10 protein-coding genes are annotated in these 15,504 nt (G+C 42.7%); 2 read left to right on the top strand and 8 right to left on the bottom strand.

The genetic code is table 11. The features are described from left to right. Positions 1 to 195: 195 nt before the first annotated feature. Positions 196 to 1,008: a histidinol-phosphatase HisJ family protein gene (locus DV740_RS00590; RefSeq protein ID WP_118056916.1), complete on the top strand. Its 813-nt coding sequence runs from the start codon at positions 196 to 198 to the stop codon at positions 1,006 to 1,008. A 217-nt stretch (positions 1,009 to 1,225) separates the two neighbouring features. Here the strand turns inward: DV740_RS00590 and DV740_RS00585 are convergent, their stop codons facing one another. The 7 genes from DV740_RS00585 to DV740_RS00555 all read right to left on the bottom strand — a co-directional run bounded on the left by DV740_RS00585 (position 1,226) and on the right by DV740_RS00555 (position 10,900). Further along, positions 1,226 to 2,038 carry an HAD family hydrolase gene (locus DV740_RS00585; RefSeq protein ID WP_118056917.1) on the bottom strand — a complete coding sequence of 271 codons (813 nt, stop codon included), beginning with the start codon at positions 2,036 to 2,038 and terminating at the stop codon, positions 1,226 to 1,228. Next, positions 2,038 to 3,651, bottom strand: a complete 1,614-nt coding sequence (gene ptsP, locus DV740_RS00580) for a phosphoenolpyruvate--protein phosphotransferase (protein WP_118056952.1) — start codon at positions 3,649 to 3,651, stop codon at positions 2,038 to 2,040. Before ptsP ends, DV740_RS00585 begins: the two co-directional genes overlap by 1 nt. Positions 3,652 to 3,670: 19 nt before the next feature. After that, a complete protein-coding gene (locus tag DV740_RS00575; protein WP_022242409.1) occupies positions 3,671 to 5,107 on the bottom strand; it encodes a glycoside hydrolase family 1 protein in 1,437 nt (478 codons plus the stop codon). Between the two features lie 173 nt (positions 5,108 to 5,280). Beyond that, a complete protein-coding gene (locus DV740_RS00570) occupies positions 5,281 to 7,221 on the bottom strand; it encodes a beta-glucoside-specific PTS transporter subunit IIABC (protein WP_118056918.1) in 1,941 nt (646 codons plus the stop codon). Between the two features lie 297 nt (positions 7,222 to 7,518). Then, positions 7,519 to 8,355 carry a BglG family transcription antiterminator LicT gene (licT, locus tag DV740_RS00565; protein ID WP_022242411.1) on the bottom strand — a complete coding sequence of 279 codons (837 nt, stop codon included), beginning with the start codon at positions 8,353 to 8,355 and terminating at the stop codon, positions 7,519 to 7,521. Between the two features lie 230 nt (positions 8,356 to 8,585). Beyond that, positions 8,586 to 9,665 carry a tRNA 2-thiouridine(34) synthase MnmA gene (mnmA, locus tag DV740_RS00560; RefSeq protein WP_118056919.1) on the bottom strand — a complete coding sequence of 360 codons (1,080 nt, stop codon included), beginning with the start codon at positions 9,663 to 9,665 and terminating at the stop codon, positions 8,586 to 8,588. Between the two features lie 68 nt (positions 9,666 to 9,733). Further along, the gene (locus tag DV740_RS00555) at positions 9,734 to 10,900 is read right to left on the bottom strand and encodes a cysteine desulfurase family protein (protein WP_118056920.1); all 1,167 of its coding nucleotides are present in this window, start codon (positions 10,898 to 10,900) and stop codon (positions 9,734 to 9,736) included. Between the two features lie 84 nt (positions 10,901 to 10,984). Here DV740_RS00555 and DV740_RS00550 point away from each other — a divergent pair, with 84 nt between their 5' ends. Continuing rightward, positions 10,985 to 12,307 carry a polysaccharide biosynthesis protein gene (locus DV740_RS00550; RefSeq protein ID WP_118056921.1) on the top strand — a complete coding sequence of 441 codons (1,323 nt, stop codon included), beginning with the start codon at positions 10,985 to 10,987 and terminating at the stop codon, positions 12,305 to 12,307. Here the strand turns inward: DV740_RS00550 and DV740_RS00545 are convergent. After that, positions 12,304 to 15,504: an ABC transporter permease gene (locus DV740_RS00545; RefSeq protein ID WP_242988739.1), complete on the bottom strand. Its 3,201-nt coding sequence runs from the start codon at positions 15,502 to 15,504 to the stop codon at positions 12,304 to 12,306. The genes DV740_RS00550 and DV740_RS00545 overlap by 4 nt on opposite strands.

The raw sequence follows: 15,504 nt of genomic DNA, 5'->3' as shown, positions 1-15,504 counted from the left end.
ATGCCGGCAGACAAAATGCAGTATACTGTCAAACATTGGAAAGACTGCTTATTATAAAAGAAAGAAAAATACTGCAGGTTGAAGTGCCGGCTTCTTACATACAAACGTTCCGGTGCTTTTGGGAAGAAGCTTTCTCATCCAGTTCCCCACCTGCACAACCTTACCCGCCATACACCCCACAGAAAGGAGTACACTATGCTTTGGGACACACATATGCACACTGCTTTTTCTACCGACAGTGAGACCTCACCAGAATCCATGATTAAAGCCTCTATCGAACTGGGACTTGGCGGAATCTGCATTACCGACCATATGGATTATGATTATCCAAAAGAACATCCGGAGGATGAACCGGAATTTATCTTAGACACTCCGGTCTACTTCCCAACTATCCAGAAGCTGGGCCAGCAATACAAAGATAAAATAAAAGTGCTGACCGGCATTGAGCTTGGATTGCAGCCTCATCTTGCAGCGAAACATCAGGAACTGATAAGCCGATATGACTTTGATTTTGTCATCGGCTCTTCCCATGTAATCCACGGCAAAGACCCTTACTACTCCCGCTTTTTTGAAGGAAAAACCGAACAGCAGGCTTACCAGGAATATTTTGAATCTATCCTGGAAAATCTTGCGGTATTTGATCATTTTGATGTATATGGACATATCGATTATGTGGTACGCTACGGTCCAAACCGGAACCTTGAATATTCTTATCAGAAATATGCCGATGTCATTGATGCGATTTTAGAAAAGCTCATTGATATGGGAAAAGGAATTGAAATCAATACCGGTGGTTTCAAATATGGTCTGGGACATCCGAATCCAACAGAAGATATTATAAAACGTTATCACGAACTAGGCGGTGAAATCATTACCATCGGTGCCGACGCCCACAAACCGGAGCATGTTGCATTTGATTTTGCAAAAGTACCGGACATTTTAAAGGCAGCGGGCTTTCAGTATTTTACTGTATTCGAAAAGAGAAAACCGGCTTTTCTTCCGTTGTAAACTATGGGAATCACGCTTTACGAATTTCTCTTCTTATTGCGGTGTTCACCAAATCTGTATGCAGGCATGCGATTTTTCCTGTGTATGCAAAAGTAACGGCGCGGTTCGTCAACTGCGGAAACAACATAAATACAGTAAAGGGCACTTATCATGTCTCCTAAGTTGACAAACCACGCCGCCTTTTTCTATCATAAGAAAATTGTTTTTACTTCAAATCCTACCCCAGCAGATGCAGCCGTTCGAATGCATGATACAGTCCGTCTTCATCAATCTTATCTGTAACCATATCCGCATACTGTTTTACTGCCGGAATCGCATTTCCCATTGCCACTCCTGTTCCTGCAAATTGCAGCATTTCCACATCATTTGGTCCATCACCAAAAGCAATGGTATCTTCCCTGCCTATCTTTAACTCATCCATAAGCCGCTGCATTCCGGTTGCCTTGTTGACTCCCATCTTCGTCATTTCACCGGACATCTGACGATCCTTGCCAAAGCTTGCTCCGGTTATCTTGATATAATTTCCGACTTCCTTCTGCATCACATCCACCGGAATATCGGCATCAAAATACATTCCACTTTCAAGAGCCGGCATCTGTTCCGGATGTTCAACAAGCGTCAATCCGTTTAGAGCACCGTCAATATCAAGTCCAAGCCGCATACAGCGTTCTCTCATTTTCTTTGCATTCTCTTCATCCACATAACGTCCGTTGATTCCCTGCAGCATAAAGCATGCACCGTGCTCCTTCAGCACCTCTACCATATCCTGCACCTTATCATTTGCCAGAACGCTATGGTAAATCACCTTATCATTTGCAGACACATAAGCACCTGCCGAAGCCACAATGGCATCAAATCCAAACTCTAAAAGCCATGGATACACATTCGTTACAGTTCTTCCGGTACATAACGAAATCAGATGTCCCCGCTTTCTGGCCATGCTTAATGCTTCCCTGGCAGATTCCGGCATGTGCATGGTGAAATCCACCAGGGTTCCGTCTACATCCAAAAAAATCAGTTTACGGCTCATTATTCTGCATCCCGAATCGCTTTTCGAACCGGAAGAACACAGCCAGGAGAAACAGATAATTCATCTACCCCCATCTCTAAGAAACGCTGGGTCAGAGTTGTATCTGCCCCAAGTTCTCCACATATTCCTGCCCAGATGCCCGCCTTGTGTGCATTTTCCACGGTCATCTGAATCAGCCGGAGCACTGCTTCATGATGCGGATTATAGAAGCTGTCAAGCTTTGCATTCTGACGGTCAATTGCCAGTGTATACTGGGTCAGGTCGTTGGTTCCGATACTGAAGAAATCAACCTCTTTTGCCAGTTCATCACTCATTACTGCTGCTGCAGGAGTTTCAATCATGATACCCTGCTCCACATTTCCAAAAGGAATCCCTTCCTTTGTAAGTTCTTCTTTCACTTCTTCTGAAATTGCTTTAATCTTACGCACTTCATCTACCGAAATAATCATCGGATACATAATTGCAATATTTCCGTAATTGCTTGCGCGGAATAAAGCACGAAGCTGGGTCTTAAAAATTTCCGGCTGGGTCAGGCAGATCCGGATGGCACGATATCCCATTGCCGGATTGTCTTCTTTGTCGAGGTTAAAGTAGTCCACCTGCTTATCGGCTCCGATATCCAGGGTACGGATAATAACCTTCTTTCCTGCCATGGTCTCTGCGACCTGCTTATAAGCCGCAAACTGTTCTTCTTCTGTTGGGAAAGTATCTTTTTCAAGATAAAGAAATTCACTACGGAAAAGTCCGATTCCACCGGCATCATTTTTAAGTACTGCCGCTAAGTCAGAGACATTTCCGATGTTGGCATAAAGATTGATTTTCTGACCACTCTTTGTCACATTTTCCTTTCCCTTTAAAGTCAGCAGTAATTCCTTCTGCTTTGCATCCTCTTCTGCTTTTTTCTTATATTCTGCCAAAGCTACTTCATCCGGTTCAATGATAAGAGTTCCGGTATAGCCATCCACAATTGCCTGTTTTCCGTTCCACTCTTCCTTGATTTCCACACCAATCAGTGCCGGGATGCCCATAGTTCTTGCTAAAATTGCAGTATGTGAATTCGTAGAGCCCAGCTGTGTTACAAATGCCAGCAGCTTACTTTTATCCATCTGTACGGTTTCACTCGGAGCTAAATCCTTTGCTACGATAATAACCGGCTCATCTCCAAGGTCGCTTCCCATATCATTTCCACATAATACATTGATGACACGCTCAGAAATATCCTTCATATCAATGGAACGGGCTTTGAAATACTCGTCATCCATATTTGCAAATACTTCTGCAAAGTTATCTCCGGTAACACCTACCGCATACTCTGCATTTACGCTCTGGCTCTCAATAAGATTGTGAACGGAATCATTATAATCTCCATCCTCTAACATCATGGCATGCACATCAAAAATCTGTGCATTTACTTCACCCACTTCTTTTAATGCTTTCTTGTAAAGCTTGTGGAGCTGTTCAATTGCAGTCTGCTTTGCTGCTTCATAGCGGGCAATCTCTGCTGCCGGGTCTTCTATTCTCTTTCTTACCACCTGATTTTCAGCTTTTAAAAGGAGTTTTACCTTTCCAATTGCAATACCGCTGAATACCTTTTTTCCATTAAACTTTTCCATAGTCCATACCTTCTTTCTTTTATAAGTTTTCTCCATTTGAAGCAATTACTTCTTTATACCAGTCGAAGGATTTTTTCTTTCTTCTTGCAAGAGTTCCGGTTCCATCATCATATTTTTCTACATAGATGAAGCCATATCTCTTTGCCATTTCTCCGGTGGATGCACTTACTAAATCAATGCAGCCCCATGGTGTATATCCCATCAGGTCAACGCCATCTTTTACCGCTTCTTTCATCTCTTTGATATGATCCCGCAGATAATCGATACGGTAATCATCCTGAATGCTTCCATCTTCTTCTAATTTGTCATAAGCGCCAAGGCCATTTTCTACTACCATAACCGGAATCTGATAACGGTCATAAATTTCATTTAAGGAATAATGTAAGCCCTGTGGGTCAATCTGCCAGCCCCAGTCGCTTGCCTTAAGATATGGATTCTTAAGACCGGCAATCAGGTTTCCATCCGTCTGCTCGCCATTTGGATCTTTTGATACACAACTGCTCATATAATAGCTGAGGGTATAGAAATCCACACAGCCTTCCCGCAGAATTTCTTCATCGCCCGGTTCCATTTTAACATGAATATTATTTTCTTCAAAATACCGCTCCATATACGCCGGATATTCTCCTCTTACCTGCACATCGGAACAGAACCAGTTCATAATCCGCATTTCCTTCTGTGTTGCTAACACATCCTCCGGATTGCAGGTAAATGGATACTTGGTCATAAAGACATTCATATCACCGATAAGATATTCCGGATATTTTTCATGTGCTAATTTTACTGCTTTTGCGCTGGCAACAAACTGATGATGCAATGCCTGGAAACGAACCTTCGGGTCATCCGGAATCTCAGTAATTTTTCCCTCATAGCCTTTTACAGTTCCAAGGGAAAGCAGGTTGCCAAGCGGTGTGGTTCCACCATTGATTTCATTGAAGGTCAGCCAGTATTTTACTTTGCCCTGATATCTTTCGAAAATTGCCTTGCAGTAATTCAAGAAATAATCAATACATTCTCTGGCTTCCCAGCCATTGTATTTTTCAATCAGTGCATATGGCATTTCATAATGGGAAATGGTTACCAGCGGCTCAATGCCATATTTTAAACATTCATCAAATACTTTATCGTAGAATGCCAGTCCTGCTTCGTTTGGTTCATTCTCCATTCCGGTCGGGAAAATTCTTGTCCATGCAATGGATAAACGGAATACTTTAAATCCCATTTCTGCAAATAATGCAATATCCTCTTTGTAATGATGATAGAAATCAATTGCTTCGTGGCTCGGATAGAGATATTCCGGATGAATGGTTCTTGTTACCTTTTTCGGCTCGGTATGGGAACCATTCGTACACATATCAGAAACAGATGCTCCTTTTCCATCTACATCCCATGCTCCCTCAAACTGATTGGCTGCGGTTGCACCGCCCCAGAGAAAATCTTTACGAAATGTCTTCATTGCTTTTTCCTCCTGCTTCTTATTATTTTTATTTGTAAAAATTTATAATTTCTGTTTTTATATTTTTCTTTTCTCATTCTGCCCTGCAATAAGGCTTCTGATTTTGTTGGATAGAGCACGAGCCCTTTATCAGAGCCCGCACCCTTAGGTATAAAAAACTATGGAAAACTAATTTATAAAACGGTAATCAATGCGTCCAACGCTGCAACTTTCTTTGCATCTGTCGGAACTACATCTGCGTAATCTGCTGTGTTGCTGATGATAACCGGAGTCAGAACAGAATATCCTGCTCCTGTAATCTTTGCAATATCAAATTCCAATAAAAGGTCACCTTTCTTTACTTTGGCTCCCTGCGCTACCTTCGGTGCAAATCCTTCTCCATCTAATTTCACGGTATCCATGCCCACATGAATCAGGATTTCTGCTCCGCCATCGGATACTATTCCAATGGCATGACCGGTTGGGAAGAAGGTTACTACTTCGCCATCACATGGTGCATATAATTTGCCTTCGGACGGGAGAATAGCAACACCCTGACCTAATGCTCCGCTTGAAAATGCTTCATCTTCTACTTCTTCCAAGGCTTTTACTTCTCCGGTAAGAGGAGATGCAATTACCTGGTTTGCTGCGGTTTTTGTGCCTTTCTTTTCTATTTTTGCTTCATCATTCTGTGGAGCATCATCATGATAGGTAATGTAAGTTGCTACGAATGCAACTACCATAGCTACTGCCATACCGATTAATACCCAGATCAAACTGTAAACGCTCTTTGACTCACCATCGATGAATGCCGGAAGTCCGAAGAATCCAAGACCACCCATCATATAAGTTTTAACTCCGGCAAATCCTATGATTCCACCACCAATAGCGGATGCAATACAGGAAATTACGAATGGTTTTTTCTTTGGAAGTGTAATACCATAAATACATGGCTCTGTTACACCAAAGAGTCCTGAGATAAACGCCGGTAATGCAATATTTCTAAGTTTCTTATCTTTTGTCTTTAATACAATTGCCAGTACAACCATGGACTGCGCAAAAGATGCTGCGAAATATGGAGAAAGGATGAAGTCATATCCTAAAGTTCCATAATTAATCATTGCCAGTGGAACAAGTCCCCAATGTAATCCGAAGATTACCAGTACCTGCCAGAATGCTCCGACTAAGATACCTGCTACAAGACCTCCTACAACCGGAAGGTTATAGATTGCTCCGAAAATAATACCGATAATGTTGCAAAGGAAAGTAGATACCGGTCCGATTACCAGATAGGTAAGTGGAACCATTACTGCCAAAGTTACAACCGGAACGATAAATGTTTTAATAACGTCCGGAATTACTTTCTTTAATCTCTTTTCCAGCCAGGCAGCACAAGCCACTGCAATAACAATTGGTACTACTGAAGAAGTATAACCACTGGATGGCATAATAACAGGAATTCCAAAAAAGGTTGTATAATAATTCATTTCAAAGGAAGTTCCTGCAAACAGGGAACCTATCAGTTCTCCTGAAGTCAGATTAACCAGTGCCGGATAGGTAAGTGATATACCAAGTGCCATTCCGATAAATTCATTCATCTTAAATTTCTTTGCTGCAGTGTATCCTAAGATAATCGGCAGGAAATAAAAGAATCCGTCTCCAATGGAATACCAGAGCTGATATGCTCCGCTTGTGGTAACATCAATTCCTGACTGACTTGCGATAAAAGACCACAGCGCCAAAAGACCTTTGATAATACCTGCTGCACAAAGCACACCAAGGAATGGCTGGAATACACCGGAAATCAAATCAATGAGTCTTGCACCAAGCCCCATCTTCTCTCCGCTGTCTTCTGCATCCTCGAAAACAGCTCCGTTTCCGGCCAGATGTGCATGTTCACAAACCACATCATAGACATCCGGTACATGATTTCCGATTACTATCTGATACTGTCCGCCAGATTTCATTACTGTCACAATTCCTTCCGTTGCTTTTAATACTTCGGTGTTAGCCTTGGACTCGTCTTTTAATTTAAAACGAAGTCTGGTAACACAGTGCGCAAGGCTTATGATATTCTCCCTGCCGCCTACGTTCTGGATAATAATTCTTGCCAGTCCATCATACTTACTTGCCATAACAATCCCTCCATTTTTATTTTTTATAGCATGTTCATTTTTATCTAAAACACTCTTGTGTTTTATTCATTTTGTTAAAAACAACGAATGTGCCTTGGCACATTCTCGCGCCTGCGGCGGTCGCTTGCGACATCTACCTTATACGCCGCAGTGTGCATCCTCGCGGAGCGTTTTTTAATTTACAGGAAAGCAATTTCCTGTAAATTAAAAAAGCCCAAACAAATAAAACTCTTCCTATGAGTCTTATTCGTCTGGGTTTTGCCGTCTTAACGTAACAATCCCTTGCCGAAAGGGTATTTACTTATTCATACTGTGAATCACACGATGAATGTGTACTGCCAGATAGGAAATCTCTACATCCGAGACTTCATAATCAAGCTTCTTCTTCATGTAACTCTTTATCTTCTGTGCACATTCGTAGGAACGCGGGAAACGATCCGCAATCAACTGGTCAAATTCTTCATCATTACGTTCACTGTCTTCCCGACTGATTACCCGCTGTACAAAGAATCTTAAATGCGTTACAAAACGCTCATAGGACAGGCTCTTTTCATCCAATTCCACCTGAAAGGTATATCTGACTATATTGAGTATATCCTTTATCATTGCCGGCATGTTCCTGGACTGATTCATCTGACCGCCCATCTGTGCATTTACCAGATGCATCGCAATAAATCCAGCTTCATCCTCCGGCAGCTCCACGTCTAGTTCCTGTTTTACAATATCTAAGGCTTTCAATCCCACCTGAAATTCTGCATTGTAGAATTTCTTCATCTCCCAGGAAAGCTCATTCGCAACAACGATGCCCTGCTGCTTTCTCTCTATGGCGTATCCCAAGTGGTCTGTTAATGTCACATAAATATTTTTACTTAAATGATAACCTAATGTTTCTCTGGCATATGCGATAACCAGCTCGGCTGTCCGGATATATTCATACGGCATGTCCTTTACCACCTGCATGAACTGGCTGGTACTTTCGTCCGGAAGGGAGAATACTTTTTCTATCTTTGTCTCATCTATTTCTTCTCCGGCTTTCTTTCCGAAGCCTATGCCCTTTCCCATAACGATGATTTCTTTACCTTTATCGTCCTCGGAACTGATTACATTATTGTTAATTACTTTGATAATCTGCATTACGTTTCACCTGTTTATGATATAAAAAAAGCTGCATTACACTCTAAATAATCCGACCTAACAATTATCTTAAAGTGCAATCCAGTCTTGCCTATCTCTAGTAACAATCCGGTTTGCGTCCCTGCTTATTACATTACAAATGTACTATATTTTATCAGAAACGTCAAGTCCGGAATGTAAACTTCGTATATAATATATAATTTTATCATTTCATTTTTGTGCACAATTCACTATTTTCCTATAATGATTCCACCGCCTGCGACAAATTCCCCATCATAAAATACCACCGCCTGACCCGGTGTCACAGCACGGACCGGTTCTTCAAAATGACAGCGGATCCTGCCCTCTCCGATATTTTCCACGGTACACATGGCTCCTGCATGTCCATAACGGATTTTACCTAAGAGACGTCTGCCATCAAAATCGGTAAGTCCCATATAATTGACATGGTCTGCAACCAGTGTATCCGTAAATACATCCTCTGGCGAACCTACCACTACTTCATTGGTTTCCGGTCTGATCTCTGTTACAAAAATCCGTTTGCCATATGGTATATTCAAGCCACGGCGCTGTCCTACGGTATAGTGGGTAATTCCTTTGTGCCGTCCGATAATTTCACCATCTTTTGTCACAAAGTTTCCCTCTCCCGGAACTGCATCTCCAACCTCACGGTCAATAAAACCTGCATAGTCATTATCCGGGATAAAGCAGATTTCCTGACTGTCTCTCTTATGAGCCACCGGAAGTCCCACCTCTTCTGCGATTTTGCGGATTTCATCTTTATGATAAGCACCTACCGGCATCAATGTATGGGATAACTGCTCCTGTGTCAGGTTATATAATGCATAGGTCTGATCCTTGGCTGCTGTTACAGATTTTGCCACTGCGAAACGTCCGTTGTCACATTTTGCAATTCTTGCATAATGTCCGGTTGCAATATAATCTGCTCCGATGCTTAAGCTTCTGGCAAGAAGTGACTCCCATTTCACATAACGGTTACAGGCAATGCATGGATTCGGCGTTCTTCCTGCCAAATATTCTGCCACAAAATAATCCATTACATACTGTTTAAATTCCTGTTTAAAGTTCATCACATAATATGGTATTTCCAACCGGTCAGCCACTCTTCTGGCATCATCCACGGCACTTAGGCCACAGCAGCCACCATTTTCCTGCTGCTGTGTCTCTTCCTCATCCTGCCAGATCTGCATGGTTACACCAATCACATCATAGCCCTGTTCCTTTAAAAGATATGCCGCAATGGAAGAATCCACTCCGCCGGACATTCCAACTACTACTTTTTCCTTCATATATTTAATCCTATCCTACAGGCAAATTTTTAGCTGCACTCACAGTTTACCCACACTGTCAGCATCCGTCAAGTGAATTTTACGGTTTCCTTCTGTCCCCTTAGGATTGTGACATTCTTTTTGATGCAGGCAGTCACATAATCAATCTGCTCTGCCGTAATTTTTTCATTTAAAGTAAGCCGCAATGCTCCCCTTGCAATTTCCGGCGGTACACCGATGGCTGTTAACACATGGGATGGCTCATGTTCTCCGGAAGAACACGCTGAACCTGCCGATGCACAGATTCCATCCATATCCAGCATAACCAAAAGATTCCCACCTTCTAACTCATCAAAACAAAAGTCCACATTATTCGGAAGGCGGTTGTTCCATTCCCCATTCAGCCTTACCTTCGGCACCTGCTTTAATACTGAATAAATCAAGTAATCCCGCATCCTTGTCTCGATTTCCATCCGCTCTTTTAAGCTTTCCATTGCCATGGCTGCCGCTTTTCCCATGCCTACAATTCCCGGCACATTCTCAGTTCCTGCCCGGACACCGCTTTCCTGGCCTCCTCCATGGATAAAAGGAGGTATCCTCTTTTTCTTTCGCACATATAAAAATCCGGTTCCCTTAGGTCCGTTGAATTTATGTGCGCTGGCACTCATCATATCAATATTCATTCTGTTGACATCAATGGGAATATGTCCATATGCCTGTACGGCATCCGTATGAAAACAGATTCCATATCTCCTGGCAAGCATACCGATTCTTGTTATAGGTTCTATGGTGCCAATTTCATTATTTGCCATCATAACAGAAATCAATATGGTATCCGGCCGGATTGCCCGCCGCACCTGCTCCAAGGAAACCGTTCCCTTGTCATCTACCGGAAGGTAAGTAATCTCATAACCATTCTGTTCCAGATATCCGCAGGTTCTTAAAATGGCATGATGCTCTATTTTCGTGGTAATGATATGCCGGCCTCGCATAACCATACTTTCTGCGGTACATTTCAATGCCCAGTTATCAGATTCACTTCCTCCGGCTGTGAAATATATTTCCTCCGGCTGCGCCCCGATGCTCTGCGCAATGATCTGCCGGCTTTCTTCTATGGCATCATGACTTTTTTGCCCCAGATCATACAGGGCAGATGGGTTTCCATAACGACGCTCATAAAAGGGCAGCATTGCTTCGATTACTTCCGGTGCTGTCGGTGTTGTTGCTGCATTATCAAGATAAATCATTTTCTTCATGCTTCTTTCCCTCTGAGAATAGTTCTTTCTGCCTCTGATTTATCATATACTTTTGACAAATCTGCTTTTTCATGGAGGCTCCAATTGAAACCGTTGAAATCCATTTCAAATCCACTGATTGCCGGTACTCTCCTGCTTACTGTGACCGGACTTTCCAGCAGAGTAATCGGTTTCTTCTATAGAATATTCCTCTCCCGCATAATTGGTGCGGAAGGTCTTGGAATTTATCAGCTTATTTTTCCGGTTTTTGCCCTCTGTATTGCCTTCAGTTCCTCAGGCATCCAGACCGCTGTCTCCCGCTTTGTTGCTGCAGCCGACCATAAAAATACCGGCATGAGTTACCTCTATGCCGGTCTGGTTCTTTCTGTGGGAATTGCACTCTCACTTACTGTTATTCTGATTTCTTATTCTGATTTTATTGCCATTCATATTTTAGATGAAGCCCGTTGTGCTCCACTCCTTGTTATTCTTTCCTACTGCCTGATTCCTGCCAGTGTCCATGCCTGTATCAATGGTTATTATTATGGGAAGAAGAAAACTCTGGTGCCATCCGTAAGCCAGCTTATGGAGCAGGTTGTCCGGGTCTTAAGTGTCTATACACTTTATCTTATCTGCCTGGAAAAAAGTTATCCCATCACCCCATCCATTGCTGTCTGGGGTGTTGTCTGCGGTGAACTGGCTTCTTCACTCTTTTCCGTAAGCTGCCTTCATTTCAAAAAGTGCAGCAGGCATATAAAAAGAATTTTTAAGGAGCTTTCCCTCTTTGCGCTACCCCTTACCACCAATCATGTAGCATACCATTTATTTTCCAGTATCGAAGCCATTCTGATTCCCATCTGCTTAAAAAAATATGGCTACAGCAATCAGGATGCCTTGAGCGTCTTCGGCATTTTTACCGGAATGGCAATGCCAATGATTCTTTTTCCCAATGTCCTTGTAAATTCTGTCTCGGTGCTGCTGATGCCTGCTATTTCAGAAGCCTATGCAAGAAAGGATTTTCACTTAATCCGCCTTACTATAAAAAAAACAGTGTTTTATTGTCTGCTTCTTGGCTTTTCCTGTACCTTTGGTTTTCTTCTGACCGGAAAATGGATTGGACAATTCATTTTCCAGAACACATTAGCTGGCAGTTTCATACTCATATTAAGCTGGATCTGCCCTTTCCTCTATCTGTCCACCACCCTTACTTCCGTTCTTCATGGTCTAGGGAAACCGGGGCGTGCGTTCTACATTAATATGAGCGGCTGCACTTTACGCATTTTCTTTATCTATGCACTGATTCCAACATATGGCATCCGCTGCTACCTCTATGGCATGCTTGCAGGCGAACTGCTGACTACTTTTTTATCCTTTCTTGCGCTCCTTCGGTTTGCCAGAAAAAAATCGCAAAAAAACAGTCTGCTTTAGTCTATTGATTTTAAGGATTCTGCCATGTTGATGCGTTCTAATTTGCCTGTCATCATACAGTTTACAATCCATGCAAAGCCCATCGTCAGCAAAACACTAAAGAGATAACTTACTGCATTAATCTGTACATTAAAGGATACCATATCAATCTGTATCTCACCCATTACAAAACGATGGAACCATTTTCCTAAAATCAGTCCCAGTCCGCAGCCGATAGCAGTTAAGACCATATTCTCCCGAAACACATAAGATGCCGTTTCCTTTGGATAGAAGCCTAATACTTTAATGGTAGCTATCTCCCTCACCCGTTCTGTAATATTGATATTATTAAGATTATATAATACGATAAATGCCAGTGCTCCGGCACAGATAATAATGATAATGACAATATAATTCATACAGGACATCATTTGTGAAATCCGGCTTAACATATCGGAATTAACGGTTACTGCCGTCACACCATCTGCTTTCATCAGTACCGCACTCACTTCATGAATATCTGACGCATCCGGCAGTCTCACATACACGTTTTTAAATACCACATCCCCAATCTGTTTTTCATAGGATTCCGGTGCAATGTATACATAATTATAAATATGATTCTCACAGATTCCGGTGACTTTTAAGTGCATCTCATTGTTGTCACTGTCACGCAGCAGAATCGTATCGCCTTTTTTGACTGCATAGGTTTCTGCCACTTTCTTCGAAAGTACTGCTTCTCCTTCTTTTGGATAAGCAATCGGCTCCTGTTTCTTTGTATGCAGCGAAATAAAGTCTCCTACTTCATCCGGATTTTCCACTGCCACCATATGAATCGACTTAGTTCCTTTATCTGTCACCAGGTCAATGGTCTTTTCCATGGCATACATGCCTGCTGCATTTTCCTTTTCCAATGCAGAATCTAAAGATTTAAGGTCGGCCTCTCCCGGCATCTTTCCAGCTTTTAATGTAACTCCGATGTCGTAAAGCTGGATTTCTTCATACTGCTGGTCTGCCACTGCCACTACAGAATCTCTTACACCAAAGCCCATCACCAGCAATGCCGTACAGCCGCTGATTCCGATTACCATCATAAAGAAACGCTTCTTATAGCGGACAATATTTCTTACGGATACCTTCTGCAAGAATTTAAGTCTCTTCCAGATAAATGGTACATGCTCTAAGAATACACGTTTTCCGGCTTTTGGTGCTTTCGGCCGCATCAAATCTGCCGCCACTTCTTTTAACTCTTTATGGCAGGACAGCCAGGTCGTCCCAACGGAGCAAAGTACTGCAACGGTAAGTGAAACCAGTGCCAGTGGCAGGTCAGACACATAATAAATCCCACCCATTTTATAGACAATTCCATAGGCGGTTATGATGACTAACGGGAAGAAATGGATTCCCAGCACATAGCCGATTAACGTTCCGCTGATGGCTGCAGAGCCGGAATAGAAAAGATATTTTCCCATTATCTTTCCTTCACTAAAACCCAGTGCCTTTAATACTCCAATCTGTGTCCGCTGTTCTTCTACCATACGATTCATGGTCGTCATGCAGATTAACGCTGCCACCAGAAAGAAGAATACAGGAAATACATTGGCAATTCCTTTTACTACACCGGAATCATTTTTCAGGCACACATAACCCACATTGGTATTCCGGTCCAGTACATAAGTCTCTGGTTTCTCGATTTCATCTATCTTACTCTGTGCATCTGCTATCTGGTCATCCGCATCCTGCATCTGCTCATCAAATTCACTCTGATTCTCCTGATACTGCAATAAGCCGTCTGCCAGCTCTGTTTCTGCAGCCTCAAGCTGATCTTCTTTTTCTTCTATCTGTTCTTTTGCTGCCGCAAGCTGCTTCTCCCCATCCGTAAGCTCTGCCTCGGCAGCTGCCAGTGCATTTTTTCCATCTTCTATCTGCTGCTTTGCGGCTGCCAGCTGGCTTTCCGCAGAAGAAAGCTGACCTGCGGCTGCTTCTAATTCCGCATTCTTTGCATTTAATTCTGCTTCTGCACCGGCAACCTCCGTTAAACCAGCTTCAATCTGTGCCAGCATCTCTTCATAGCCCGGAGTATTTTCCGTCAACTGTGCTTTTGCAGCCTCAAGGCTGTTTCTCTGATCTGTCACCTGCTGCTTTGCTGCCAAATAAGCATTCAATCCCTGCTCATACTCTGCCTTTTTTGCTGCCAGTGCACTTTCCTGCCCGGAAATCTGCTGCGATGCGCTCTCTAATTCTGCCGCCTTAGAAGACAATGCATCCTTCCCGGACTGCAACTCCGATGCTTTAGCAGAAAGCTCGGTCTTTGCAGAAGCAATCTGATTTTTTCCATCGGAGATCTCTGTTTCTCCATCCGTAAGCTGCTGCTTTGCCGATTCTAATTCCACTTCCGCTTCTGCCCGCTTTTCCTCTAACTCTTCCTTCTTCTCATCCAGTTCGTCCTGTGCGTCTTTTACAATCTTTTCATAACGGATATCTGCCTGTTCCTTTGTATAGGCCTCCCAGTCTGCTTCCTTTGCGTCCATATAGGAATCATACTCATCGGAATAGATGTCATAATCTTCATCAAATTTAATATAGATTTCTGTGTCATAATCTACTGCAAATCCATCTTTTAATATATAGGCAAATCCGCTGATTCTGCCATTTCCAATGGATGTATTGCCACGTTCAAACTGGATATAGCACGGTGACTGTACCAGTCCGGTAATCGTATATTCTTTGTATGCAAATTTATCTAAATCATCTGTTGTATTATTTTCCGAAAGAACCAGCTTGCTTCCAATGGCATCTTCTGAAAAAAGTGCGGAATCTACCACACATTCATCAGCGGACTGCGGCATTTCTCCGGCAATCAGCTTCAGTTTATTGACCTTCTCTGTGATGGAATGCATCTTGATAACGCGCTCATTTTCTCCGGCATCCTTATAAAGAACCTCTGCCGATATGGCACCCTCTGCCGCCCGGACATCTTCTTTTTCTGCCAGTGCTTCTACATTTTCTTCTGTAAAGCCAAGTGTGGATACCAGACGATAATCATAGAATTGCAAATCCTTTAAATAGACATCCGCAGAATGCACCATGACCGACTGGGTAATCTTAAGGCCGGAAAAAAATGCAACACCCAGTGCAATAATGGCAAGGATAGCAAAATATCTTCCAAAGCTTTTCTTTATCTCACGAAATGTATTTCTCTTCATCATGGATTTCAT

It is taken from the genome of Roseburia sp. AF02-12, from assembly GCF_003461765.1.
GTDB lineage: Bacteria > Bacillota > Clostridia > Lachnospirales > Lachnospiraceae > Roseburia_C > Roseburia_C amylophila.
This window is presented reverse-complemented; position numbering and strand designations above follow the sequence as displayed.